At 38.9% G+C, this 25,092-nt stretch carries 22 protein-coding genes; 16 read left to right on the forward strand and 6 right to left on the reverse strand.

Going from position 1 to position 25,092, the window contains the following annotated elements; genetic code table 11:
- Positions 1 to 163 precede the first annotated feature (163 nt).
- The 8 genes from hoxE to PLEUR7319_RS0130655 all read left to right on the forward strand — a co-directional run bounded on the left by hoxE (position 164) and on the right by PLEUR7319_RS0130655 (position 7,651).
- A complete protein-coding gene (hoxE, locus tag PLEUR7319_RS0130620; RefSeq protein ID WP_019509056.1) occupies positions 164 to 691 on the forward strand; it encodes a bidirectional hydrogenase complex protein HoxE in 528 nt (175 codons plus the stop codon).
- 181 nt (positions 692 to 872) lie between these two features.
- Positions 873 to 2,486, forward strand: a complete 1,614-nt coding sequence (locus PLEUR7319_RS0130625; RefSeq protein ID WP_019509057.1) for a NuoF family protein — start codon at positions 873 to 875, stop codon at positions 2,484 to 2,486.
- Positions 2,487 to 2,552: 66 nt separating this feature from the next.
- Positions 2,553 to 2,960: a hypothetical protein gene (locus tag PLEUR7319_RS0130630; RefSeq protein ID WP_019509058.1), complete on the forward strand. Its 408-nt coding sequence runs from the start codon at positions 2,553 to 2,555 to the stop codon at positions 2,958 to 2,960.
- Between the two features lie 111 nt (positions 2,961 to 3,071).
- Positions 3,072 to 3,788 carry a bidirectional hydrogenase complex protein HoxU gene (gene hoxU / locus PLEUR7319_RS0130635; RefSeq protein ID WP_019509059.1) on the forward strand — a complete coding sequence of 239 codons (717 nt, stop codon included), beginning with the start codon at positions 3,072 to 3,074 and terminating at the stop codon, positions 3,786 to 3,788.
- Positions 3,789 to 3,850: 62 nt separating this feature from the next.
- The gene (locus PLEUR7319_RS0130640; RefSeq protein ID WP_026102887.1) at positions 3,851 to 4,399 is read left to right on the forward strand and encodes an oxidoreductase; all 549 of its coding nucleotides are present in this window, start codon (positions 3,851 to 3,853) and stop codon (positions 4,397 to 4,399) included.
- Between the two features lie 147 nt (positions 4,400 to 4,546).
- On the forward strand, positions 4,547 to 5,971 hold the full coding sequence (locus PLEUR7319_RS0130645; protein WP_019509061.1) for a Ni/Fe hydrogenase subunit alpha: 1,425 nt from the start codon (positions 4,547 to 4,549) through the stop codon (positions 5,969 to 5,971).
- A gap of 98 nt (positions 5,972 to 6,069) precedes the next feature.
- On the forward strand, positions 6,070 to 7,179 hold the full coding sequence (locus PLEUR7319_RS0130650; protein ID WP_019509062.1) for a pentapeptide repeat-containing protein: 1,110 nt from the start codon (positions 6,070 to 6,072) through the stop codon (positions 7,177 to 7,179).
- Between the two features lie 22 nt (positions 7,180 to 7,201).
- Entirely contained in the window at positions 7,202 to 7,651 is a 450-nt protein-coding gene (locus PLEUR7319_RS0130655) for a hydrogenase maturation protease (protein WP_019509063.1), read from the forward strand.
- A gap of 179 nt (positions 7,652 to 7,830) precedes the next feature.
- Here the strand turns inward: PLEUR7319_RS0130655 and PLEUR7319_RS0130660 are convergent, their stop codons facing one another.
- From PLEUR7319_RS0130660 to PLEUR7319_RS43250, 3 genes are all read right to left on the reverse strand, one after another.
- A complete protein-coding gene (locus PLEUR7319_RS0130660; RefSeq protein WP_019509064.1) occupies positions 7,831 to 9,033 on the reverse strand; it encodes an RNA-guided endonuclease TnpB family protein in 1,203 nt (400 codons plus the stop codon).
- A gap of 306 nt (positions 9,034 to 9,339) precedes the next feature.
- Complete coding sequence (locus PLEUR7319_RS0130665) at positions 9,340 to 9,534, reverse strand: hypothetical protein (protein WP_019509065.1); 195 nt, start codon at positions 9,532 to 9,534, stop codon at positions 9,340 to 9,342.
- A gap of 313 nt (positions 9,535 to 9,847) precedes the next feature.
- Complete coding sequence (locus PLEUR7319_RS43250; protein ID WP_256380652.1) at positions 9,848 to 9,982, reverse strand: hypothetical protein; 135 nt, start codon at positions 9,980 to 9,982, stop codon at positions 9,848 to 9,850.
- A gap of 247 nt (positions 9,983 to 10,229) precedes the next feature.
- On the opposite strand from PLEUR7319_RS43250, the gene PLEUR7319_RS0130675 reads away from it, so the two are divergent.
- Positions 10,230 to 11,924, forward strand: coding sequence for a SulP family inorganic anion transporter (locus PLEUR7319_RS0130675; protein ID WP_019509067.1), 1,695 nt, complete (start codon positions 10,230 to 10,232; stop codon positions 11,922 to 11,924).
- A 92-nt stretch (positions 11,925 to 12,016) separates the two neighbouring features.
- Here the strand turns inward: PLEUR7319_RS0130675 and tnpA are convergent, their stop codons facing one another.
- The gene (gene tnpA / locus PLEUR7319_RS0130680; protein ID WP_019504823.1) at positions 12,017 to 12,505 is read right to left on the reverse strand and encodes an IS200/IS605 family transposase; all 489 of its coding nucleotides are present in this window, start codon (positions 12,503 to 12,505) and stop codon (positions 12,017 to 12,019) included.
- A 56-nt stretch (positions 12,506 to 12,561) separates the two neighbouring features.
- Here tnpA and PLEUR7319_RS0130685 point away from each other — a divergent pair, with 56 nt between their 5' ends.
- From PLEUR7319_RS0130685 to PLEUR7319_RS0130700, 4 genes are all read left to right on the forward strand, one after another.
- Positions 12,562 to 13,953 carry an RNA-guided endonuclease TnpB family protein gene (locus PLEUR7319_RS0130685; protein WP_026102398.1) on the forward strand — a complete coding sequence of 464 codons (1,392 nt, stop codon included), beginning with the start codon at positions 12,562 to 12,564 and terminating at the stop codon, positions 13,951 to 13,953.
- Between the two features lie 104 nt (positions 13,954 to 14,057).
- On the forward strand, positions 14,058 to 14,711 hold the full coding sequence (locus PLEUR7319_RS0130690) for a hypothetical protein (protein ID WP_019509068.1): 654 nt from the start codon (positions 14,058 to 14,060) through the stop codon (positions 14,709 to 14,711).
- A gap of 43 nt (positions 14,712 to 14,754) precedes the next feature.
- Positions 14,755 to 15,555 carry a hypothetical protein gene (locus PLEUR7319_RS0130695; RefSeq protein ID WP_019509069.1) on the forward strand — a complete coding sequence of 267 codons (801 nt, stop codon included), beginning with the start codon at positions 14,755 to 14,757 and terminating at the stop codon, positions 15,553 to 15,555.
- A 231-nt stretch (positions 15,556 to 15,786) separates the two neighbouring features.
- Positions 15,787 to 16,449: a hypothetical protein gene (locus PLEUR7319_RS0130700; protein WP_019509070.1), complete on the forward strand. Its 663-nt coding sequence runs from the start codon at positions 15,787 to 15,789 to the stop codon at positions 16,447 to 16,449.
- 46 nt (positions 16,450 to 16,495) lie between these two features.
- Here the strand turns inward: PLEUR7319_RS0130700 and PLEUR7319_RS0130705 are convergent, their stop codons facing one another.
- Positions 16,496 to 17,578 carry an acyltransferase family protein gene (locus PLEUR7319_RS0130705; protein ID WP_019509071.1) on the reverse strand — a complete coding sequence of 361 codons (1,083 nt, stop codon included), beginning with the start codon at positions 17,576 to 17,578 and terminating at the stop codon, positions 16,496 to 16,498.
- Positions 17,579 to 17,794: 216 nt separating this feature from the next.
- On the opposite strand from PLEUR7319_RS0130705, the gene PLEUR7319_RS0130715 reads away from it, so the two are divergent.
- The 3 genes from PLEUR7319_RS0130715 to PLEUR7319_RS0130725 all read left to right on the forward strand — a co-directional run bounded on the left by PLEUR7319_RS0130715 (position 17,795) and on the right by PLEUR7319_RS0130725 (position 23,242).
- The gene (locus tag PLEUR7319_RS0130715; protein ID WP_019509073.1) at positions 17,795 to 18,190 is read left to right on the forward strand and encodes a two-component system response regulator; all 396 of its coding nucleotides are present in this window, start codon (positions 17,795 to 17,797) and stop codon (positions 18,188 to 18,190) included.
- Between the two features lie 156 nt (positions 18,191 to 18,346).
- The gene (hemE, locus tag PLEUR7319_RS0130720) at positions 18,347 to 19,408 is read left to right on the forward strand and encodes a uroporphyrinogen decarboxylase (protein ID WP_019509074.1); all 1,062 of its coding nucleotides are present in this window, start codon (positions 18,347 to 18,349) and stop codon (positions 19,406 to 19,408) included.
- 426 nt (positions 19,409 to 19,834) lie between these two features.
- Positions 19,835 to 23,242, forward strand: coding sequence for a filamentous hemagglutinin N-terminal domain-containing protein (locus tag PLEUR7319_RS0130725; RefSeq protein WP_019509075.1), 3,408 nt, complete (start codon positions 19,835 to 19,837; stop codon positions 23,240 to 23,242).
- A gap of 198 nt (positions 23,243 to 23,440) precedes the next feature.
- Here PLEUR7319_RS0130725 and PLEUR7319_RS0130730 read toward each other — a convergent pair whose 3' ends face one another.
- Complete coding sequence (locus PLEUR7319_RS0130730) at positions 23,441 to 24,802, reverse strand: AAA-like domain-containing protein (protein WP_019509076.1); 1,362 nt, start codon at positions 24,800 to 24,802, stop codon at positions 23,441 to 23,443.
- Positions 24,803 to 25,092: the final 290 nt, after the last annotated feature.

Genomic DNA, 25,092 nt, shown 5'->3' on the forward strand with positions numbered 1-25,092 from the left:
TTAAGTTTTTTCAAATACCTAGTTTAATAGTCAATTTCAAATACTATTATATAGATATAGTTATTTGTGTATTATTTTTCTAAAAAAGAGCATCAAAAAAGCAAAGTTACGATGCCAAAAATCATAAAATCGGGTTAAACTTTCTAGTTATCAACTAAAATCTATGCAACCGATCGCTGCTGGAACCAAAACCGCTCAAGCTGGCAATCCACAAAAACCTCTAGTGGATAAGCGGCTCAAGGCATTAGACATTTCCATGAAGCGAAATCACTATCGTCAAGATGCCCTGATTGAGATTCTGCATAAAGCACAGGAATCCTTTGGTTATCTAGAACCAGAAATCTTAGAACATATAGCCAGGCAGTTAAAATTACCTCTAAGTCGGGTCTATGGTGTAGCCACTTTTTATCATCTATTTTCTCTAAAACCAAGTGGGGTACATAGTTGCGTTGTTTGTCTGGGGACTGCTTGTTATGTTAAAGGTGGGGGAGAAATAATTTCTGCTATGGAAGAAGAATTGGGCATTCATGCTGGTGAAACTACTTCAGACAACCAAGTTTCTCTAATGACAGCAAGATGTATAGGAGCTTGTGGAATCGCCCCTGCTGTGGTCTTTGATGGTACTGTGACTGGAAAACAAGACCCAGAAAAAGTTCTTGAAAAAATCAAAGCTTGGCAATCTGACGCTTAATGATTCGTCGATTTTTAAATAATAGCTTGATGAGAGACAAGGAGGATGAGGAAGATGGTAGAGATGAGAAAACAACCTAATAACCTCTAACTACGAACTACGAACTACGAACTACAAACTACGAACTACAAACTACGAACTACAAACTACGAACTACGAACTACGAACTACGAAACCAGATATGGACTTAAATGAACTGCTGACATTGGCCGACACAGAAAGAAAGAAACATAAAAATATTCGGGTGCATTGTTGTACATCTACAGGCTGTCGAGCAGCTAATTCTCTGTCGGTCAAAGATAATCTGACCAATGCAGTGCAAGACTCAGGATTAGGCGATCGCGTGGAGGTAGTCGGGGTGGGTTGTATGGGCTTTTGTGGGCGAGGTCCTTTGGTACAGGTAGATCCTGAAGATACTATCTATGAAGAAGTAACCCCAGATGATGCACCAAGTATAATTGATGCTCTAAACGGAGGAGTAGCCAAGTCGATTCAAGGGGACACTCAACACCCCTTTTTTGCTCGGCAGATGCGAATTGTTCGGCAGCATACGGGAAAAGTCAATCCCGAAAGTATCGGAGAATATATTGCTGTTGGTGGTTATCAATCTCTGTACAAAGCGATCTACGACATGACTCCTGCTGAAGTAGTCAATGAGATTAGTAAAAGTGGCTTGCGAGGCAGAGGCGGCGGCGGTTATCCTACTGGCTTGAAATGGGCAACAGTAGCTAAGATGCCTGGAGAGCAGAAATACGTTATCTGCAATGGAGATGAAGGAGATCCAGGAGCATTTATGGATCGCAGTGTCTTAGAAAGCGATCCTCATCTCGTCTTAGAAGGAATGGCGATCGCTGGTTATGCTCTTGGTGCTAACCACGGCTATATCTATGTTCGCGCTGAATACCCTCTAGCCATTGAACGTCTACAAAAAGCGATTAAACAAGCCAAGAAATACGGTATTTTAGGTAGTCAGATCTTTGAATCATCTTTTGACTTTAAAATTGATATCCGTATTGGTGCTGGAGCTTTTGTCTGTGGGGAAGAAACGGCTCTCATTCAGTCAATTGAAGGTAAGCGGGGCAATCCAGTTCCTCGTCCTCCTTATCCTGCTGAATCTGGTTTATGGAAGTGTCCGACTTTAATTAATAATGTGGAAACTTTGGCTAATATTGCAGCAATTATCCGAGAAGGTGCAGAATGGTACTCTAGTATTGGCACCGATAATAGCAAGGGGACTAAAATCTTTGCTCTCACAGGGAAAATTCGCAATAATGGTCTAATTGAAGTACCCATGGGGATTACTTTACGAGAAATTGTTGAAGAAATGGGTGGAGGCGTTCCCGATGGAGAAGTCAAAGCAGTACAAACAGGGGGACCTTCGGGAGGATGTATCCCGGCATCGATGCTAGATATCCCTGTTGATTATGATTCTCTCAGTAAAATCGGCTCCATGATGGGTTCTGGCGGAATGGTAGTGATGGATCAAGCTACCAGCATGGTAGAAGTAGCTCAATTTTATATGCAGTTTTGTCGCGAGGAATCCTGTGGGAAATGTGTTCCCTGTCGTGCAGGAACAGTGCAGCTTCATAGTTTACTAACCAAAATCATCAATAAACAAGGGACTCAAGCTGATTTGGAAAAATTAGAAGCCTTGTGTCAAATGGTTAAAGAAACTAGTTTATGTGGTCTAGGTACTAGCGCACCCAACCCTATTTTAAGTACGCTACGTTATTTCCCAGAAGAGTATCAAGAATTGATTCCCCAAGAAAGTCTCAAGGGCAAAGTTACCAGTTAATTCATAGTGTTTGTTTTGAGTTTTTTATTCTGCCATTGATATTATCTAATTAGGAGCAGACCAACAATGAAAAGTATTAATTACGTGCTCGCTCTGGGGATGTGGTTAGGGATGGCTATTATCGCGATCGCTAATGGTTATATCGGTCAGACTTATGTTGCTCCCCGACTGGGAGATTATGGCAATCATGTTTATAAGACACTTTTCTTTATACCCGTAATTTTCCTGTTCTCTTGGTTATATGCGAATGCTACTAGGGGAGATACATGGTTAACTAGTGCTTTGTTTATTAGTTGTTTTTGGATCGGTTTAACAATTCTGTTTGAATTCGTTTTCGGTCATTATGTCTTCGGAAATTCCTGGGAAGTCTTGATCGCCGATTACCGAATTTGGCAGGGACGGTTGTGGTTGTTGGTATTAATAACTGAAGCGATCGCGCCCGTGACAATAGCCTGGTTAATCAATGGCTACTGAACTTTTCCCACACACTTTTTAATATGGCAATCAGGTATAGATTATCATCACTCTAGCCATCATCAATTCTGTAACCAAAAGGTTGAGCCAATTCAAGTAGGATAATAAAATATGTCTGTCAGAACCTTAACGATCAACAATATTCCTGTAGCTGTCGAAGAAGGTAAGACTATCCTTGAAGCTGCCAAGGAAGCAGGTGTTCATATCCCTACTCTTTGCTTTTTAGAAGGAGTTGCTGCTGTAGCTGCCTGTAGGATGTGTTTGGTAGAAGTTGAAGGAATCAATAAACTTTTACCCTCTTGCGTCACTCAAGTAACTGAAGAGATGGTGGTGCATACCAATACCCCCAAACTGCAAGAATATCGGCGCATGGTCATAGAATTACTCTTTGCAGAAGGTAATCATGTTTGTTCGATCTGCGTAGCTAATGGTAATTGTGAACTACAAGATCTTGCCGTTGAAGTAGGCATGGATCATACTCGTTTCCCTTATCGCTTTCCCGATCGCCATGTAGATGTATCTCACCCGCAGTTTGGCATCGATCACAACCGTTGTATCCTCTGTACTCGCTGTGTACGTGTCTGCGATGAAATTGAAGGAGCGCATGTATGGGATATAGCTCAACGAGGTGCTGAGGCTTATATCGTATCTGGTTTGAACCAACCTTGGGGGGAAGTAAATGCTTGTACGTCTTGTGGAAAATGCGTTGATGCTTGTCCCACAGGCTCAATTTTCCGTAAAGGAACAACCTCTGCCGAAAAAGAACGCGATCGCGCCAAATTAGAATTTGTTGTTAATGCTAGGGAAAAACGAGAATGGACGAGATAACAGTAGGGGTGGTTCGCGAACCGCCCTTACGGGAGTTGAGCAAGAGAATAAAATAATTAACAATGAACAAGATAAAATTTGCTACGGTTTGGTTAGCGGGATGTTCGGGTTGTCATATGTCGTTTCTTGACATGGATGAATGGTTAATCGAATTGGCTAAATATGTTGATGTAGTCTACAGTCCAGTAGGTTGTGATCTTAAAGAATATCCAGAAGATGTGGATGTTTGCTTAGTTGAAGGTGGAGTAGCTAACCAGGATAATCTCGAATTAATCCGTGAAGTTAGAGCTAAAACCAAAACCCTAATTTCTTTTGGTGACTGCGCAGTAACAGCTAATGTGCCAGCAATGCGAAATATGTTGGGTGGTTCTGAACCAGTACTAAAGCGAGGTTATCTAGAATTAGCAGATGAAACAGCTCAATTACCCCATGAACCAGGAATTGTCCCCGAATTATTAGATCAAGTGCTTCCTCTTCACGAAGTAGTGACTGTAGATATTTTTATGCCTGGATGTCCTCCTTCTGCCGAGCGCATCAAAGCAACTATTGAGCCATTACTTAAAGGAGAACAACCCAAAATGGAAGGAAGAGAAATGATTAAATTCGGTTAATTACCAACTCCGAACTCCGAATTCCGAACTCCGAATTCCAAACTCCGAACTCCGAATTCCAAACTCCGAACTCCGAATTCCAAACTCCGAACTCCGAATTCCGAACTCCGAACTCCGAACTACTAACTACGAACTCTAGAAGTAGCTATGACAAAAAAAATCGTAATCGATCCAGTTACGCGCATTGAGGGTCATGCCAAAATATCTATCTATTTGAATGATGCAGGAGAAGTTGATGATGCTCGCTTTCATGTAGTTGAATATCGAGGCTTTGAAAAATTCTGTGAGGGCAGACCATTTACCGAAATGGCAGGTATTACGGCTCGGATTTGCGGAATTTGTCCAGTAAGTCATCTCCTCGCCTCTGCTAAAACTGGAGATAAAATTCTGGCAGTCAAAATTCCTGCTGCTGCTGAAAAACTACGACGACTGATGAATTTGGGACAGATTACTCAGTCCCATGCCCTTTCATTCTTCCATCTTAGTAGCCCCGATTGGCTCTTAGGCTGGGATAGCGATCCCGCTAAACGCAATGTATTTGGTTTAATTGCTGCCGATCCCGATTTAGCTAGAGCAGGAATTCGCTTACGACAGTTTGGACAAACCGTAATTGAACTATTAGGAGCGAAGAAAATTCATGCTGCTTGGGCTGTTCCTGGTGGAGTGCGATCGCCTTTATCACCAGAAGGAGTTGCTTGGATACGCGATCGCCTGCCAGAATCTCGCGCTACTGTAAAAATGGCTCTGGACTTGTTTAAAAACTTAATGGCAAGCTTGGCTACTGAAATCGAGCAATTTGGTCATTTCCCTTCTTTATTTATGGGTTTAGTGGGTAAAAATGGTCTCTGGGAACATTACGGGGGGAAGATTCGTTTTACTGATAGTCAGGGTAATATTATCGCTGACGGACTTAGCGAAGATGATTATCAAGACTATCTAGGAGAAGCAGTTGAAAAATGGTCTTATCTCAAATTCCCTTACTACAAGCCTTGGGGTTATCCCGATGGTATATATCGCGTTGGACCTTTGGCACGAGTTAATATTTGCTCTCATTTTGGGACGCCAGAGGCAGATCGAGAACTACAAGAATTTCGCGATTGGGCTGGAAGAGTGGCTAATTCTTCTTTCTTCTATCACTATGCCCGTCTGATTGAAATCTTGGCAGCTTTAGAACGAATTGAACAGCTAATTGACGATCCTGAGATTACCTCCCAACGTACTCGCGCCACTGCTGGAATTAATCAGTTGGAAGGCATTGGGGTCAGCGAAGCCCCAAGAGGTACTCTATTTCACCATTATCAAGTCGATGAAAATGGCTTAATCCAAAAAGTTAATTTAATCATTGCTACTGGACAAAATAACTTGGCAATGAATAAAACTGTGGCTCAAATTGCCAAACATTATATTCAGGGAACAGAAATTTCGGAAGGAATGCTCAACCGAGTCGAAGCGGGAATTCGGGCTTTTGATCCTTGTTTGAGTTGTTCTACTCATGCAGCAGGGCAGATGCCTTTACACGTTCAACTGGTCGGAGCTGACGGAAGCGTCCTCAATGAGGTTTATCGGAATTAAGAATTAGTAAATTAAACTGTAAATTCTCAAAACAATGCAAATATAAATCCTACAATCTTACAAGCAATCCTTTTCAACTTTTCAAAGTAGTAGTGGTCATGCAGTTATTGAAGTCTCAGAACTTATTCCCAGATTTGTTATCAATGGCATTAGAAGCCGTTCCTATTCCTTCTAATTCAGCCAATAGTAATCAGTATGACCTTTACTTAAGCCTCAACTTTAATCAACAATGGTTCTCCTTACTTGATGGTCGCATCAAGATAGGTTTAAAAGGCGGTCAATTAAAACTCAAACTTAAAAATAGCCAACTGGATGAAATCAATCCCCAATTAGATGATTACTTTGAGATTATAACTCCAGCTTCTGAGACTGAACCGACCTGGATATTTACCCTCAAAACACCAATATCAGTTTTGGTCGATTCTCTGCAGCGAGTCAAGCTAGGGACTATTAAGAACACTACTCAATCGCCTATCCTTCAAGCCACTTGGAATGTTTTTCCAGCCGATGTTACTCTAATTGATGCCGAAGATCTATGGCGACACGATCTCAGTCCCAATAAGCATGGAGTATTAGAGAGAACTATCGTTTTTTTCCTCTGTAAAAATCAACTATCATCTTCTCTAAGTCGCACACAATTAGGATTTTCTAATTTAGAAACTAAAGAGATTGGGGAAGAAGTGAACAAACCTAAGATAGATTTCCCAGCTCAAGATGAACTCAAACAGCTAATTCAACAAATCTACACAGCCAACACCGATGAGATGGCAGAATTAGTTCAATTGGCAAAGCTAGATCTAAAGACTGACTTGGCGGGAGCCAATTTACTGGCAACTAACCTCAGTAGTCTGGAGCTAAATGGCGTTAATCTCGAAAAGGCTAACTTGAGAGGTGCTGACTTAACCGATGCGGATTTAAGTGAAGCTAATCTTGGCTATGTCAACCTTAGTGGGGCTGATTTAAGTGGAGCTTATCTAGAGAATGCAAATTTAAGCAATGCGGACTTATATCGCGCAAGTTTAGCCTTAGCTAATTTAATTGGTGCGAACCTTAGTAATGCTAATTTACAAGAAGCTAACTTAAGTAATGCCAATCTCAGTCGCTCAATATTGACAGGAACTAAATTTGGCAAAAATTCTGGTCTTTCTGAGGTAATGAAACTAAATCTTCAACAAGGAGGCGCAAAAGAAACTATTTCTTCTGAATAACTACTATTAATCATCGGTTTGAATGAATTTTTTAGTCATCGGCTATGGTAATACTCTTCGCAGCGATGATGGTGCTGGTCAAATACTAGCTAGAAAGATAGCACAATGGGATTTGCCTGGAGTACGCTCCCTCGCAGTACATCAACTGACACCCGAACTTGCCGAAATCATTGCTCAGGCTGATGCTGTTATCTTTATCGATGCGATAGCAACCAATTTGGAAAATCCCATTTCAGTTCAAATAAAACAACTTGAAGCAGAAGATGACAACACTAGTTTCGGACACACTTGCAATCCGCGATCGCTACTTTCTTTAACTCAAATACTTTATGGCGAAGTTATCAAAGCTTATTGGATTTTAATTCCTGCTGTTAATTTTGATTTTGGCGAACAACTCTCTTTCATTACACAACGAGGAATAGATCATGCCTTTAACCAAGTCAAACAATTGATCGCTCTAGCCAAAGCTTAATATTGATGTTAGCTTACACTGATTTGCGATCGCGGAGCCTGGACGGAGTTCAATCGCCTCTGGCGATGGGCGGAGCGCAATCGCTACTTCCGCAGTTCAGGTGAAAATATTGATTAGCAATTGGTGATCTTAGAAACAAACTTGACACTCCCCTGCCTAAAGGCGAGGGGATTCTTGATTCATCCCAAGATAGCTAGATCTGTCAAAGACACATCCCCGCCAGAGCTTGATCCACAAGCAAACACGGTCTGCCCGACCGCTTCTTGATTGGGTCGCGTATGGGGGAAACCCCCAAGACTGCGCCCAATCGCTAAAATATTTAAGGCTGCATTTTGATCTCTCAGGTTGTGAGAGTTACAGCTAGGACAAGTCCACTTTCTAATTTCCAGTGGTAACTTATCTAAAACATGACCGCACGTATAACAACGTTTAGATGATGGAAACCATCTATTGATTGCGCCAATCTTACGGTCATGCCATTTTGCTTTATATTCCAGTTGCCGCAGAAATTCACCCCAACCACAATCAGCAATAGCTTTGGCTAATTTATGGTTAGCCATCATGTTTTTTACTGCTAGAGTCTCAGTATAGATAGCTTGGTTTTCACTAACTAGTTTTGTACTCAGCTTGTGCAAAAAATCAAGTCGGCAATCAGCTATTTTAGCGTGTAGTTTGGCTACAGATAGCCTTGCCTTATATTGGTTATTAGAACCTTTCTTTTTCCTGGCTAGTCTGCGTTGTAAAGTTTTGAGTCTAGCTTGATATTTTTGATAGTGTTTAGGATTGCCTGAAGCAAAGCCATTGCTAGCAACAACCACATCTTTGATGCCTAGATCTATACCTATTTCTTCAGTGCTAGAATTCCATTGCTCCAATTCTTCTTCAACTAAAAATGAGACAAAGTATCTATTACTTGGATCTTTAGAGATAGTGACACTTTTGGGTTCACTTGTAAAATATCTACTCCACCTAATTTTTAATGGTTGAGACATTTTAGCTAAAGTTAGCTTGCCATCTTCCCATTTGAAAGCATTAGGCGCGTAGTGAGCTGATTGTCGATTATTCTTTTTCTTGAATCGAGGATATTTGTTTCTGCCAGCAAAGAAGTTTTTAAATGCAGTATTTAGATGTCTCAAACCTTGCTGTAGTGGTACGGATGAAACTTGTTTAAGCCAAGGTTTTTCTGGATCTTTCTTGAGCTTAGTTAAAGCATTAGAGGTGTCAGTATAGCTAAGAGACACTTGATCTTGGTAATAGCTATTGGTTCTAAGAGCTAATGCCCAATTGTAAACGAATCTAGTACAGCCAAACGTTTGCGCCAGCTCTAATCGCTGCGCTGAAGTCGGGTAAAATCTGTATTTAAATCCGCGTAATTGTTTCATAATAATATTTTACCATGAACTTATCTGCGTTGTAAAAACTTAACCCTTCATTGGAGAGGAGGGGCTGTGGGCGTAATCGCATTGGGCTGCGGCAGTCACTTCAAGCGGGACAAAGGCTTTAGCCGCATGTACCCCGCCAACGCGCTGCCTTTTTTATAAGCCTCGTTTCGCTATCATCCTCCACCTGAAGGAAGAGGTCTTCTCGCTCACTAAGATAAATCTCTAAGTTAGTAACAATAAATAGGTCAGTAAATAATCTTTTTTTAAGACAAACTACTGACCTGATTGATGTAATTAGTGTTTCAATTAACGAGCTTCTGTACCTTGATTAGGATCGCCTGGGGTATCAGTATTTTTGGATCCTGGAGCTTCGGGTTCTGCACCAGAACGCGTATCTTGGCTAGTTCCTTGTCCTGTTTTACGTTCGCTAGGATTTACAGGAGTTTGTTTCCCACCATCAGCTGTAGGGGTAGTTTTTTCTTGATCGCTTGGATTTGCCATTGTTTTTAATGATCAATAATTATTTTGACAATTAACATTATTAGAAATACTGCCAATTAATAAACCTATCTGAAGATATAAAAACCCGATTGACTGACAAAACTTATAGGTAGTCCTCAAGATGTAAAGATACTAAAAATAAGCGTTTCTCGTATTAATGAGATACACCTTGGTGGAGTCAGGGAATAGGGAATAGGGAATAGGGAATAGGGGTTTTAAGGTTTTTGACTAAGTTTATATTTGTACCTCACTTATTTGAGAAACGCTATAAGTAAACTAAATTTTCTGGCTTTAGTTTTGAAGAGAAGTGTCTCTAAACCCAGCCCACTACTGAAGCGATCGCCAAACCAATAATTATGCCTGCTGTACCACTGAACATTGAAGGTAAAAAATACCAGTCAGAGCGCCTTTTTCTAGAACTTTTAAACTGTATAGAAGTTTTCATCATTATTATTTCAACCTAATTTTTCGTTCTTGTTTATGATTAGGTAAATATTTTGAGTTTTATGCAGAAAAATAGTTTTGATCGCGGTTTTTCTTAAATCAGATTTAGATATTCCGCACCCTTTACAGTGGTGTTGAGCGTGAAATTGCCATAACTTTATTAGTTGCAGTTATATAGTAACCTTTCTATCAGTTATTAAGAGTAAATTCGCGGTAAAGTATTGGTTATATTGGCAATTATCTAAATTCTTATGCAACTGGTTAATGGGTTACATTTTAAGAACGTACGAGGCGATCTGTTTGGCGGGATAACTGCAGCAGTCGTTGCATTGCCTTTAGCCTTGGCTTTTGGTGTATCTTCTGGGGCAGGAGCGATCGCTGGTCTTTATGGAGCGATCATAGTTGGCTTTTTTGCTGCCTTATTTGGTGGTACCCCTTCACAAATTTCTGGTCCAACAGGTCCCATGACCGTAGTTATAGCTACGGTTTTTTCAGGTTTGGCAACTGATTCCGAAAATGGCGTTGCCATAGCATTTACCGTGATCATGTTGGCGGGAATATTTCAAATTTTGTTTGGGGTGATGAAGTTGGGTAAATACATTACCCTCATGCCCTATACAGTGATTTCAGGTTTTATGTCTGGGATTGGTCTAATTATTATTTTTATCGAAGTTGGCCCTTTTCTCGGACATCCCCCCTCAGCCAATGTAGTTGAGTCAATTAGTCAATTTCCCTATTTTTTTACTCATGTTAATGTCGCTGCTGCGGCTTTAGGCATTTTAACTTTAGCAATTGTTTTTGGCTCTCCTGCTAAATTAACACGGTTTATTCCTTCTCCTCTACTAGCATTGATTATTGGCACTTTGGTAGCAATATATTTTTTACCTGATAGCGATCTGCCCTTAATAGGTGAAATACCCAAAGGACTGCCTAGTTTACAATTGCCAACATTTAATATTGCTAAACTTAGATCCATCATGGGTTATGGCTTGATGTTGGCAGTTTTGGGGTCAATTGACTCTTTACTTACTTCTTTGGTAGCCGATAATATTACCCGTACGAGCCATGATTCTGACAGAGAACTAATTGGTCAGGGCATTGGTAATTTAATTTCCGGTTTGTTTGGGGGGCTTCCAGGGGCAGGAGCAACCATGAGAACCGTAATTAATGTCAAAACTGGTGGCAAAACTCCTATTTCGGGAATGATTCATGCCCTAGTTTTACTAATCATTGTGCTGCAAGCAGGAAGTCTCACTGAAAATATTCCCCATACAGTTTTAGCCGGAATTTTAATCAAAGTTGGCATTGATATCATTGATTGGAGTTTTATTAAAAGAGCTCACCAAATCTCGGTCAAAGCAACAGGTTTAATGTATCTGGTGATTTTTCTCACGGTTTTTGTCGATCTGATTACGGCAGTAGCTGTGGGAGTATTCTTTGCTAACTTACTGACAGTTAAAAGTTTAAGCGATCTTCAAAGCACTCGAGTACAGGCGATTACCGATCCTGATGGAAATACAGATTTAACCATGGCTGAGAAACATATTCTCAAACAAGCCCAAGGAAAAATCCTTTTGTTTAATCTTAGTGGTCCAATGAGTTTTGGTGCTGCTAAAACCATTTCTCAGAGAATGGGTATCGTCAGTAAATTTGAGGTCTTAATCTTAGACTTAAGTGACGTACCTTTAATTGGGGTAACTGCTTCTCTAGCAATTGAAAACATGATTAAGGATGCTTGCGATCGCGATCGCAAAGTATTTCTAGTTGGTGCAACAGGCAGGGTGAAAGAAAGGTTACAAAAAATGAAATTATTAAAGCTACTACCACCCGAAAATCGCTATAGTGAGCGAATTTTTGCTCTACAAGAAGCTGGAACTTATATTGAATCGGTGAACATGAAGATGCAAGATAACAAGAAACCAAGTAAAGAAAAATTCAAGACTTAATTAATCGGCGTTGCTGAATCGAGATATGAAAGATGAAGTAATGCAGCTTGATTGCAATTTAAAAAGCTATTAGCTATTAGCTGATAGCTAATTTAGCTAGTTGGCGAGAAGCCCCACATCTCTATTACGACAGCAATGAGTGTGGGATGAATCGCCAGTAATAGACTAGCTATAGGAGAATCTTGATTTTCTATATATTTTCTCAGTGTTGAAATAGTAACTCCACCACATGACGCGAGAAAGTAGCTACTATTCCAAACCACTTTCTTTTTATAGTATGTTTTCTCTAGTTCTGGTAAAAATTCTTGCCTCAGCTTACGACTAGAAATACTTTTAAGGCTATTAACCAGTTTGCTTAATTGTATTTCTGGGTGGTATTGAAAAAGCAAGTGTGCGTGGTCACTCTCTGCGTTGAACTCAACGATTTTGCCGTCAAATTTATCCAACAAAGATTCCCAGATTTCATGAAGCCTATCTATCATTGGCGCAGTCAAAACTTTACGTCTGTATTTGGTTGTTAAAACTAAATGAGCTTTTAAATCAGATACAGAACGCCCTCTTGATACAAAATCTTTCTTCATGAATAGGTGGAGATAAATATGTTAATATCAGTGTATCAAAATAAACAACTCTAATTTTGCTATACAACTACCAGTACCGACTAAGACCAACTACAGAACAAAAGCTTGTCCTTAATGACTGGCTTCGTATCTGTCGGTACTGGTACAACCGCCAACTGAGAGAAAGGTTTGATTGGTGGTCGAAGAATCGTAGCTACACTGACCGATGCCCATTAATCTGTCATTTGCCACAGTTAAAAGAAAAACCTGAATATTATGGGCAAAAAAAGCAGCTACCAATAATCAAAAAAGATTTGGTTTCTGTTGGCTGGAGTGGTGAATTGTTGGACTTCAATTCTGTTCCCTCACAGACTCTGCAAGAGGTGTGCAAACGGGTGAAACTAGCTTTCAGTCGTTTCGTATCGGGAGACAAAAACGGTAAGCGTTCGGGCAAACCAAGATTCAAAACAAGCGTACGTTTCAGATCGATGGTTATGAGCGGGGTAAAGCTTCATTCTTGCTCTGTTGGTGGTAAATGGCTGCATATTAATTTGCCAAAAATAGGTATGGTCAAGGTGCGACATCATAGACAACTGGTTGATGGTGCAACATTAAAGCAAGCTCAGGTAATCAAGAAAGTCGATGGTTGGTACATCAACCTAAGATTACAAGACGATTCTGTTCCTGATTTCCAGCCCGATATTACTCCTACTTGGGATAACTCATTGGGCATGGACGCTGTTCTTCATGAAAATGACTATTTGGCTACGAGCGAAGGCGTTAAATTACCTAGTCTTAAGTCATTTCGGAAATCTCAAGGCAAACTAGCCAAGATTCAGGCGCGTAAATCTACAAAAAAACGAGGTAGTAAATCTCGTCGTAAGCTGGCGAAGCGCGAAGCCAAGCTACATCAGCAAATAGCGAGAGCTAGAAAAGATCATGCCTACAATACTGCCCAGGCTCTCCTTAATACTGGCAAAAAAGTTTTCTTTCATGAACAACTCAATCTTGCTGGGTTGAGTCGGAGGAATAAAGTTAAAACTGATGAGACGGGTAAGTTTTTACCTAATGGACAGTCAGCTAAATCAGGACTAAATAAGTCTTGGGCTGATGCTGCCTTTGGTCAGTTTTTCAACATACTGAAGTTCAAAGCCGAGAAAGCTGGTGCTTTGGTAATACCTGTTAATCCACAATACACATCTCAATTGCTGCCGTACAAAGATGAATTTGTTTTTACCGATTGCAGCATCAGAGAATATTGGGATGAAGAATATCAACTTTTGGTAGACCGAGACATCTCGGCTGGAATAAATACCAAGAGGGTTGGACTGGATGTGTTTCCAACTTTAAAACGGCGTAAAGGGAATCCAGTAATAGTCGCATCTACTACTAATAGTACCTTGAAGCAAGTTCTCTCTGTCCTTCGGGATTTGGAGAAGCCTACATCTGTACCCGAAGGGTCAGTGTAGGTACATCACATATAAATACTCTTGAGTATAATCAAGTTTTAAAGCTATAACTTGTACTAAGCTCTCAAAATCATAGCTATTTTTAGTCAGTAAAATGAGAACTAATGAAATATGTAGACCTGCAACAAAGATTAAAACAATATCAAGTCGCAGGATTAGTCAAAGTTAAACTAAATTCTCCTAAATCGGTTTTAGAGTCAGAGTATCAGCGATGCTTGCAGTTAGGGCTTTCTCAAAGTGAATTAGAACAATTAGCCTCGATCAAAAACTTTGAATATGTAGAGTTTATTTCTGTTTTAGAAATTTACACAGCTCCCAATCAATTTCCCTTAAAATTTATTAAAGCTAAAGCCTATAATTTAGGACAAGTTCAGAATCTTCAAGAACTAAAACTAGCCTTTCCAATTTTCAAAGATAAACAGTATGATTTTAGAACCAAAATTTCTTGGTCAAAATGTGCTTATTCTATAGACAATTTGACTAAAAATTCGCAAGATTTTGCCAAATTCAAACAAGAAATCCAAGCATTTATTGTTTCTATTCAAGAACAGAAATATTATCAGTTGACAGGAGAAACAGCGGTACAAGAAGCTTATGATGATTTAGCTAACTATATCAGTTGGTGGAAAGGCGCACAGTGGGAATATACTTTAACTAGAGAACCTTCTACCTTAGATTTATTGAAAAGAGCTTGGTTAGAGCAATATTTAAACCAACATAATTTAGGCACGTTACTTAAATATAGCCCAATTGATTAATTGCTAGTAACTTATAGACAGCTAATTAACAGTGATGAGTATCATGAATTCAACCGAAACTAGGGGAAGTTTGCAAGCAATCATTCAAACTTGGAAAGATCAAATTATTTGTTTTTCCCCTAAAGGAGATGGCTATAACGCCTACGTGGTTGATTCTAACAATAATAACTTAATTAATTATATTCATGCTAACTGTGATGAATTAAGACATCTAGCAACTAATTATGATTCTTTATTAGTTAAAATCAAGGCGCAATATAATGGTTATTTGAAAGAAGCGGTTCTGAATACAATTAAATACGAAACAACTCGACGTGCCTTTAAAAAACAGCATGAATGGATTCAAGATAGCTATAAAATATCGATAAGTCAAAAACAGATTGATGCAGAGCAACAAACAAAGGAAATTCAACAACTTAAAGAAATAATTAGTGAGCAGAAACGGGAAATAGCTACTATTAAACGCGAATGTCGAGGAAAATTGGCAATAATCAAGGCTGAAAATATCTTCCAACAAAAGAAAGCAGAAATCGAACAGAAAAATCAAGAAATAGCTAGACTAAATCAGCATTTACAGAACTGCGATCGCGAAATAAATATCCTTAAATCAGAATTAAAGAATGGTCTAAATGAACTAAAGCTAAAATACAAATGGTTGATTACACAGTTTATTCAAGATCGAACTAAAAAACAGCAAGTAGATAATCATAATAAGAGCTTACAGAGTTGTCAAAATCTATTCAAAAAAGCACAAAAACAAATTATTCTATTGCAGTGTGAAAATAAACTTCTTCAACAAGAAAATGCCAATCTGCAAAGTAAAATGAAAATGCTTAGAGTTTGATTCACTCGGTAATATCAGTACAATCCTCGTTGCATTAAATGTGATTTTTGTAGTTTTAAGTAATTACAGTGGCGTATTTCTGTTTTGCTTGTTAAAACTGTCGTGACCTAGATGGCATTTTCACAACTAGCTTGATTATGAATAGTTGTTATTGCCATAGTCTGACTAATTGATAGATTTTTTATTAGTCTGAGCTTGATTGGATCTATCTATATAACAATCTAAACGCAAATGAGTATTATCACCCAACAGTTTACCTTACAGGAAGTTATTCAAAGTTGGAAAGATCGTATTGTCTGTCATCCTCCTCGTGGAGAAGGTGCAGAGGCTTATATTATTAATTCCAATACGGGCGATCGCGTGAAATATATTGAAGCTAATTGTGACAGTTTGAGACACAACGCGACTAATTACGACAGATTATTAATGGAAATAAAAGCTAATCATACGGGAATTTATAAAGAGGCAGTGTTAAACACCATCAAGTATGAAGCTACCAGAAGGGCATTTAAAACTCAGCATGAGTGGATTCACAACAGCTATCAAGGATTAATTAATAATGTAAAAACCAATAATTTTGATCGGCAAATGTTGGTCAAGATTGATAGTCTCAATAAAATGGTTGCCACCCGCGATCGCGAATTAAAAAAGCTTAAATCTGAATGCAAAGGTGGACTACAAGAACTTCAAACTGCATATAAAAAATTACAGCGTCAATTGGTAAAAGAGAAAAAGCATCGCCAAAAACTAGGTAAAAGTAATAAAAGCTTAGGTGCCTATAAGGGTCATTTTAAAAAGGCACAAAAGAAAATTGCTTACTTGAAAACTGAAAATAAGGATTTGCAAAAGCAGGTGAATTTATTAGAATTTAAAGCTAAAAAAGCAAATTTTTAAATTAATTATCACAAGTTGATCTTTAACTTAGAACTGATAGATTGAGTTAAATTACCTGCCGAAAATTTGATAATCTCGATCGTATTCGATCATATAATGTCTGAAGCCAATAGGAAATAAACAGAATCAATGGTATTCCCAGAATCACAATAAAAGCAGCTTGAGGTAGAGATTTTTGATACCAGATCCATCTCAACATAGTCCAAATTGGTCTGTGAAATAAAAACGTGCAAAAAGAAGAATAGGCAACCAGGTTCATCAAAGTCAAAATTTTGTGGTTGCAAGATAAACGAGGAGCAATTTTAAACCCAACTAAATATAGAGGAATACTAGTACCAATAATAGTGATTATTTCCCAAGGTAATATATTCCAACTCAAGGCGATAAAATTATAATATAAAATTGAATTTAAGACACTTACTGTTGCTATTAATAAAAGAACTTTGATTTTTGTTTTCTTAAAAAAATATTCAGTTTGAGCATAGAGCATACCCAGAGCAAAAAATAATAAATATATTTCAAAGTCACCCCGAAAGATGGCTATTCCCCATCTTAAAACCAATAATCTTAGCCAATAAATAGAGATAATTGTTAGTGATAATACGAGACAAAAATCAAATATTCGTACTAATAATCTTCTAGTTGATAAAAAGAAAGCGTAACAACAAAAAAGAATACTAACAAACCAAATAGTAGTATAGTTTGGTTGAAAAAAATTGGGCAATAGTGCTTGCAAACACAAAATATGGATTAGAAAATTAGGTATAGAAGGAAAATTACTATTATTGCCAATTGGATAAACTACAAATGAGAAAATAATTACGGCGAATAAATATGGTAGATAAACTCTTGAAAATCTGTTAACCCAAAAATCCGAGGCTGGTACAGATAATTTCGATTTTACAAGTTTAAAGCCTGAAAGAAACAGAAATCCCCCTACTGAGAACTTTTGTAATGGTTTATTGATTTCAAAGTCACGAAGAGGATCAAGAAAATCATAAGTATAATTGCCATGATGCAATAGTAAAACTATAAACAGGAAGATTACAGTTAGTAATACTACTGGATTAATTTGGCTTGGAGATGAATTATAAGTTTTAGGTTTTAATTTAACTTGACGACTGTTCATTCGAGTCAGTTATTTTTCCTATTTTAGTTTTAGAAATTTTAGTGAAAGCTTTAAAATTAATAGTATCTGTTTTACCAAGCTCAGGTTTCATAAAAATAGTTTTTGCTTCTAAGAAATAAACGTTACACTATGTTTAGATGTGAGGTTTATCTAGCTAACATAATTTTGGGCTATGCCCATAGGAATTGAGATGAAGTCCGACATATCTTGCCTATAATGACCATATTAATCGCCACACATAACCGCGGTCAGAAACGACTGGGAGCTAATTCGAGAATATTAGCTTTGTATGACCAAGTTTATATTTACTCAAAAAAAACGACGACGATATTATCTTGGATACAACAACATCAACCCGATCTAGTTGTGCTGGATTTTGAGATATCTCAAATCAAGAAAATGGAGTTGATTTCCGTCTTAAGACTAGATTGGCTCACACGCAATATTCCTATTATTATTATTACCAATTTGGCATCCCAACAAAAACTTGCCACTACCAATTTGGACTTTAATGCTTGCTTAGTTGAGCCTTATTCACTCCAAGAATTAGAAAGAGTTATTTGTTCCCTAGTGCCGATTCCTGATTGTGAATTGAGTGTTAGTGCATCTTAGGTAAGTAGATCCACTTTCTGTTCCTCAATGCCTAACCAATGGCATTGTTCTGTTAATCTTCACATAATTAAACAATGCCTCAGAGCGATCGAACCCTTGTGCAATGGTAAGCTAGCAGTTGCGCTTTAAAAAAAATATTACAAGGAATTAATACAAATGAGCGAAGCAAATGAAACGCCATTGTTGTTAAGAGCAGCCCGTGGCGAAATATTAGAACGCCCTCCTGTGTGGATGATGCGTCAGGCGGGTAGATATATGAAAGCATATCGAGATATTAGAGAAAAATATCCCAGTTTTCGTGAACGCTCCGAAATACCTGAAGTGGCGATCGAGATTTCATTACAGCCTTGGAAAGCTTTTCAACCTGATGGTGTAATTATGTTTTCTGACATTGTTACTCCTCTACCTGGTTTGGGCATCGAAATGGATATTGCTGAAGGAAAAGGACCGATCATTAGTTCTCCTATCCGCAGTCAGCAACAAGTGGATGCACTAAAAGCTTTAAATCCAGACGAGTCTTTACCCTTCATCAAAACTATTTTGCAAAGTTTACGTTCTGAAGTGGGCAATAAATCGACTGTTTTGGGTTTTGTGGGTGCGCCTTGGACTTTAGCTGCTTATGCTGTGGAAGGAAAGGGTTCTAAAACTTACTCCAATATCAAAGGTATGGCATTTTCCGACCCAACTATTTTGCATCAGTTATTGAGTAAGCTGGCAGATGCGATCGCTACTTATATCTGCTATCAAATTGATTGCGGGGCACAGGCAGTGCAGATGTTTGACTCCTGGGCAGGACAATTATGTCCTCAAGATTACGAAGTTTTTGCTTTACCTTATCAGCAGCAGGTATTCCGCAAAGTTAAAGAAACTCATCCCGATACACCACTAATCTTGTTAGTTAGTGGTAGTGCTGGTCTGTTGGAGCGGATGACTCCTTCTGGGGCGGATATTGTCAATGTTGACTGGACAGTAGACATGGCAGAAGCTAGACAGAGACTAGGTAAAGATATGAAAGTGCAAGGAAATATTGATCCTGGTGTTTTATTTGGTTCTCATGATGTAATTCGCGATCGCATTTTGGATACTATTCGTAAGGCAGGAAACCAAGGGCATATCCTCAACTTAGGACACGGTGTATTGGTTGGTACTCCTGAAGATAATGTTCGTTATTTCTTTGAAACTGCTAAACAAGCAGACCAACTATTAGCTCACGCTTAAATTAGCTACTAGCTATCGGCTAGGGTGAAGAAAAAAGGTGTGGGAGTTAAATAATAGAGACGCTTTAAGTAACGAGTAAAAAGTAACGAGTAACGGCAATTACAATTTTTGCCACCGTAAATTTCGCTCACCCTACTGGCTATTAGCTGTTAGCTCTAGTTATCTGTAATAAACAATAGTTACTTTAATCAGAACAAGCAAGGGAAAACTAGGAAATTTCTCTTGCTTGTCTTATTTTCGGTATGACCAGTTACAGCAAGAGTTAATCAAACTCCATTTTCGCAAATCTCCTCAACTTCCATCATTTCTCTCTCATAGCAGTGACAATTTTGACAACATTAAAAACATCTTGAAAAATAAGTTAAAATAACTGCTCTTAATGGTAGTATTTTTGAAGCCTTTTTTTGATTCAACTATACTACTATCGTGTCCAAATCTTTTTCTCCTTTATTTCAACTTTCTCTCTGTACTCTTGGCTGCCTCTACGCCACTAGTGATATATCTTTAGCTCAAGTTACTTCCGATGGCACAGTTAATACTCAAGTAAATCAAAATGGTAATGTAGCAGAAATTACAGGTGGAGAAACCAGGGGTGGCAATCTCTTCCATAGCTTTCAAAACTTTTCTGTACCGACAGGGAATGAAGCCTTTTTTAATAATGCGACTGATATCTCTAATATCTTTAGTCGGGTTACTGGCGGTAATGTATCTAATATTGATGGTTTAATTCGGGCTAATGGCAATTCTAGTTTGTTCTTGATTAATCCCGCAGGGATTATATTCGGAGAGAATGCCAGATTAGATATAGGAGGTTCATTTTATGGCAGTAGTGCCACTAGTGTTCTGTTTGAAGATGGGGAATTTAGTGCTGCCGATTTAGAAAATCCTCCTTTATTAACTATTAATGCTCCCATTGGTTTAGGTTTTCGGGATCAACCAGGAGAAATAATCAATCGTTCCTTGACTCAAAATAGTGCAGAAGAATTAGTCGGTTTGGAAGTTGACCCTGGTAATCATCTAGCTTTGGTTGGCGGTAATATTAACTTTGAGACGGGTTTTGCTATTGCTAGAGGAGGCAATATTGAATTAGGAGGATTATCTGAAGCAGGAACAGTTGGGATTAATCCTGATGGTAGTTTGAGTTTTCCTGAAGAAGTAACCAAAGCAGATATCAATTTGAGCAATTTATCCATTGTAGATGTTAGTGGAACAGGGGGTGGAAGTGTTAGCGTTAACGCTCGCAACTTGAATTTATCAGCAGGAGAATTTGGTAGTAGTTTCATTATCGCAGGAATTAGAGCTGAATCCACATCTGCCGAGGCACAAGCAGGAGATGTGACTATCGATGTTGCTGAAAATATAACCCTTGATGATAGTAGTATTACTAATCAAGTTGATATTGGTGGAGTCGGCAATTCAGGCAATATCACGATTAATACTAGTTCAATTGAAGTAATAAATGGGGGACTAGTTTTCACTGATACTTTTGGTCAAGGGAATGCAGGAAGCATTGATATTACCGCTACAGGAGACATAACTATTGATGGTGAAGATTTAGGAGGTTCTCCTAGTGGTGCTACTAGTGTTGTTCGTCCAGATGCAGAAGGAGATGCAGGAGGTGTGAATATCGATACTGCTAATCTCACTCTAACTAATGGGGGACTAGTTGATGCTAGTACTTTTGGTCAAGGGAATGCAGGAAGCGTCGATATTACCGCTACAGGAGACATAATTTTTGAGGGTGAAGGTTCAAATGGTTTTCCTAGTGGTGCTACTAGTGTTGTTGGTCCAGATGCTGTAGGGAATGCAGGAGGTGTGAATATCGATACTGCCAACCTAACTCTAACTAATGGGGGACTAGTTGATGCTAGTACTTTTGGTCAAGGGAATGCAGGAGGTGTGACTATCGATACTGCTAACCTAACTCTAACTAATGGGGGACTAGTTGATGCTAGTACTTTTGGTCAAGGGAATGCAGGAGGTGTGACTATCGATACTGCTAACCTAACTCTAACTAATGGGGGACAACTTGATGTTAATACTTTTGGTCAAGGGGATGCAGGAAGCATCGACATTACCGCTACAGGAGACATAATTTTTGAGGGTGAAGATTTAAAAGGTTCTCCTAGTGGTGCTAATAGTGTTGTTGGTTCAGATGCTGTAGGAGATGCAGGAGATGTGACTATCGATACTGCTAATCTAACTTTAACTAATGGGGGACTAGTTGATGCTAGTACTTTTGGTCAAGGGAATGCAGGAAGCATCGACATTACCGCTACAGGAGACATAATTTTTGAGGGTGAACCTTCAAGAGGTTTTCCTAGTGGTGCTTTTAGTGTTGTTGGTACAGATGCAGAAGGAAATGCAGGAGGTGTGACTATCGATACTGCTAATCTCACTCTAACGGCAGGGGGAAGGGTTAATGCTAGTACAGGAGGTCAAGGGAATGCAGGAAGCGTCGACATTACCGCTACAGGAGACATAATTTTTGAGGGTGAAACTTCAGAAGGTATTCCTAGTGGTGCTACTAGTACTGTTAATTTTGGTGCAGTAGGAGATGCAGGAGGTGTGACTATCGATACTGCTAATCTAACTCTAACTAATGGGGGAAGCGTTGATGTTAGTACAGGAAGTCAAGGGAATGCAGGAAGCGTCGACATTACCGCTACAGGAGACATAATTATTGAAGGTGAAACTTCAGAAGGTATTCCTAGTGGTGCTAATAGTGGTGTTGGTCCAGATGCAGTAGGAGATGCAGGAGGTGTGACTATCGATACTGCTAATCTAATTCTAACTAATGGGGGAAGGGTTTTTACTAGTACTTTTGGTCAAGGTAATGCAGGAAATGTAACCATCAATGCTACAGAATCTATCTTCATCAGCGGTGCAATTGAACGGTTTCGCAGTGGCATATCCGCTAATGCCCTAATTAACAATGGTAATAGCGGTAATGTTAATGTGCTTACCGAGCAACTAACTATTGCTAGTGGTGGCACCATTGAAGTCAGTAATTTTGACAATATAGGAGAACGAACTCCAGGTACAGGACAACCAGGAAGTATTTTGATTGAAGCTAAGAATCTTGACCTAGTAGATACAGCCAGAATTGAAGCTGCAACTCAATCACAAACAGGAGTAAATAGTAATATTGATTTACAAATTGCAGAAGACATTACCCTGGGAGATAACAGTTTTATCTCTGCTCAAGCCTTTGGTAATGCTAATGGTGGCAACTTAGATATTGATGCTCGGTTTATTCTGGCTTTCCCTAGCAATGGTATTGGTAATGATTTGATTGCTACTGCAAATCGAGGAAGAGGTGGAAATATTAATCTCAATGTCGAACAAATCTTTGGACTGGCAATAGGAGACGGGATTGATGACGAGACTGGTGATTTCATCAATAATAATAGCAACGATATTGATGCTAGTTCTCAAGTTTTAGGCTTAGATGGTACTGTCAATATCAATACTTCCAGGATTAATCCTGTGCAGCGAGCAATTGAACTACCACAAAACATAGTAGAACCTGAACAAACAACTGCTCAAGCTTGCCAAGCTAATCGTGAAGCAGCAGCTCAGAATGGTCTGGCTATTTCAGGTAAAGGTGGAATCGTTCCCGAACCAGGACTTCCTTTGAATTCTCTCAATGTCACAGTCAATGGAGAAGTGAACCCTACCGCTAATGTTCCCGAACCCATTGAAACAGCCCAAGGTAAAATTCAACCAGCTAGAGGAGTTAAAGTAACGGAGTCTGGAGAAGTAATCTTAACGGCATATCGAACTGATAATTCAGGGGAAAGACTTCCTGAAATCAAGCTCAACTGTGGTTAATTTTTGCTTGTTCGATCTCGAACGACGTGAGTTCGAAGTTCGGAATTCGGAGTTAGGAGTTATGTTTTTCTTAACGAAACAATCAGGACTTTAGAGATCTAAAAATTAGAAAGTTGGGAAATATTTAAGCTTTTTCCACCTCGTCGAACTCACGTCGAACGGTAAATAAAACTCTCAGATGCCAACTGCGATTGTTTTTTAGCCAGTGCGATCGCTTCGATGGAGTTCTAAGACTTCCTGAAAATAAAGACGATACAATTGACAACTAACTTGGGCAAAAAAACGATCTAACTCAATTAGTCCCAGACTTTCTAGTTTATAGGCTACTAGCACATCTAACCTTATCGGTTCGCTACTATTAACCAGGTTATACATTGCGGATATTAACTGCGGTTCTTGTTGCAATAGGATTAAATAGCTTTGCAGGTGTTGGCGATAAATTCCTGTAGGTTTGGGTGCATCTGATAATAGCCGTTCGAAATCTATAACTTCGTGGCTGAGATAATATAAGGCAATGTTAACTAGATAAGGATGTCCCCCTACCAAAGACATTAATTGTTCGACTTCGTTACCTTGCCAATTTAGTTCGTATCTTTGTGCCAAATCTCTAACCTGTTGGAAATTAAATGGCGGTAACTTTAAGCATAAGCCTATGTTAAAAGGAGATTGATTGATATTGAGGGGAACGTAAATATCAGTTGAATATACGAGTACTAAACGCAGCTTTTGCCAGGTTACACTGCGACGAGACTGTTCGTGAAACGAGCGCAACAGGGGTAAGAAATCTGCCGCCGTCTGAGGATGTTCAAAAATGCGATTGACTTCATTAATAGTCAAAACCAAAGAGCGATCAGTATGCTTGAGAATATAGCTTTCAAAAAAAATTTTACAACTCATTTTACTGCCATAATCTTCGTCCCAGTAATAATCTAAATTAGGAGGAAGATTTAATTGCTGACAGACAGCAGCACAAAACCAATGAAGCAGACAATCTAGCGAATTAAAAACTGCTGATTCTGCATCTTTAAAATCTAAATAAGCAACTTGATCGCCCAAACTATTGGCTTGAGCAATTACCTGATTGAGTAAAGAACTCTTACCCATCTTTTGAGGTGCTTTAATTCGCAGCAAACAACCCTGTCGAGCAATTTCGTTGCGAGCTAGTTCTTCGCAGGGGGGACGTTTGATATATAGACGAGAATTAGACGATACTGGTGCGCTGGGAAAACTCAAATCACTGTGAGCATTCATGTTGTCTGGATCGTCACTATCTGTCTGTGGCGGAAGGTTACTTGGCAATACTAAATCTTTGTTTGGCTGGAATTGTTCGAGAACTATCGGTAGATTTTTTTTAGTGACCCGCTTTTGCAGTACGTTTGATAGTTGCCTCCACATACTCGAACCAATATCTCTCAGATAGCCAATTACGTATCCCGTATTCTCCTCAATATCTTTATAAGATTGACCTTCCCAAGATAGAATTAAAACTCTTTGTTCTATCTGGGTAAGTTGTCTTTGTAACAACTGTTCTACAGTTTTTAAGACCTTTTCAGAATCCATCGAGCGATCGCCAAGTAGAAGAATAGATTGATGTTATTCAGCTTTATTCAGTCTCTCACGATTTAGTAGCTTGAAAGCAAGTGATCGTTTAGATCTGACTTTCTGACTTTTCAATCAAGAGATCGATATGAGGGCGATCGCCAACGTGAACTTCTACAATTTCTTGGGTTTTAACAATGATGATCTAACAATGTAGTGTCATTTTTATCTCGATCACGAGCCATAAGTAATAACGAATAAGATTTATCAACAAATAAAAATACGGTCAAGATGATACTAACCGTATAATG

The sequence above is a fragment of the Pleurocapsa sp. PCC 7319 genome (genome assembly GCF_000332195.1).
Taxonomy (GTDB): domain Bacteria; phylum Cyanobacteriota; class Cyanobacteriia; order Cyanobacteriales; family Xenococcaceae; genus Waterburya.

Excerpts from the sequence above, each read along its gene's own strand:
- hoxE (WP_019509056.1), top strand. The coding sequence starts at position 164 with ATGCAACCGATCGCTGCTGGAACCAAAACCGCTCAAGCTGGCAATCCA.
- PLEUR7319_RS0130625 (WP_019509057.1), top strand. The coding sequence starts at position 873 with ATGGACTTAAATGAACTGCTGACATTGGCCGACACAGAAAGAAAGAAA.
- PLEUR7319_RS0130630 (WP_019509058.1), top strand. The coding sequence starts at position 2,553 with ATGAAAAGTATTAATTACGTGCTCGCTCTGGGGATGTGGTTAGGGATG.
- hoxU (WP_019509059.1), top strand. The coding sequence starts at position 3,072 with ATGTCTGTCAGAACCTTAACGATCAACAATATTCCTGTAGCTGTCGAA.
- PLEUR7319_RS0130640 (WP_026102887.1), top strand. The coding sequence starts at position 3,851 with ATGAACAAGATAAAATTTGCTACGGTTTGGTTAGCGGGATGTTCGGGT.
- PLEUR7319_RS0130645 (WP_019509061.1), top strand. The coding sequence starts at position 4,547 with ATGACAAAAAAAATCGTAATCGATCCAGTTACGCGCATTGAGGGTCAT.
- PLEUR7319_RS0130650 (WP_019509062.1), top strand. The coding sequence starts at position 6,070 with ATGCAGTTATTGAAGTCTCAGAACTTATTCCCAGATTTGTTATCAATG.
- PLEUR7319_RS0130655 (WP_019509063.1), top strand. The coding sequence starts at position 7,202 with ATGAATTTTTTAGTCATCGGCTATGGTAATACTCTTCGCAGCGATGAT.
- PLEUR7319_RS0130660 (WP_019509064.1), bottom strand. The coding sequence starts at position 9,033 with ATGAAACAATTACGCGGATTTAAATACAGATTTTACCCGACTTCAGCG.
- PLEUR7319_RS0130665 (WP_019509065.1), bottom strand. The coding sequence starts at position 9,534 with ATGGCAAATCCAAGCGATCAAGAAAAAACTACCCCTACAGCTGATGGT.
- PLEUR7319_RS43250 (WP_256380652.1), bottom strand. The coding sequence starts at position 9,982 with ATGATGAAAACTTCTATACAGTTTAAAAGTTCTAGAAAAAGGCGCTCT.
- PLEUR7319_RS0130675 (WP_019509067.1), top strand. The coding sequence starts at position 10,230 with ATGCAACTGGTTAATGGGTTACATTTTAAGAACGTACGAGGCGATCTG.
- tnpA (WP_019504823.1), bottom strand. The coding sequence starts at position 12,505 with ATGAAGAAAGATTTTGTATCAAGAGGGCGTTCTGTATCTGATTTAAAA.
- PLEUR7319_RS0130690 (WP_019509068.1), top strand. The coding sequence starts at position 14,058 with ATGAAATATGTAGACCTGCAACAAAGATTAAAACAATATCAAGTCGCA.
- PLEUR7319_RS0130695 (WP_019509069.1), top strand. The coding sequence starts at position 14,755 with ATGAATTCAACCGAAACTAGGGGAAGTTTGCAAGCAATCATTCAAACT.
- PLEUR7319_RS0130700 (WP_019509070.1), top strand. The coding sequence starts at position 15,787 with ATGAGTATTATCACCCAACAGTTTACCTTACAGGAAGTTATTCAAAGT.
- PLEUR7319_RS0130705 (WP_019509071.1), bottom strand. The coding sequence starts at position 17,578 with ATGAACAGTCGTCAAGTTAAATTAAAACCTAAAACTTATAATTCATCT.
- PLEUR7319_RS0130715 (WP_019509073.1), top strand. The coding sequence starts at position 17,795 with ATGACCATATTAATCGCCACACATAACCGCGGTCAGAAACGACTGGGA.
- hemE (WP_019509074.1), top strand. The coding sequence starts at position 18,347 with ATGAGCGAAGCAAATGAAACGCCATTGTTGTTAAGAGCAGCCCGTGGC.
- PLEUR7319_RS0130730 (WP_019509076.1), bottom strand. The coding sequence starts at position 24,802 with ATGGATTCTGAAAAGGTCTTAAAAACTGTAGAACAGTTGTTACAAAGA.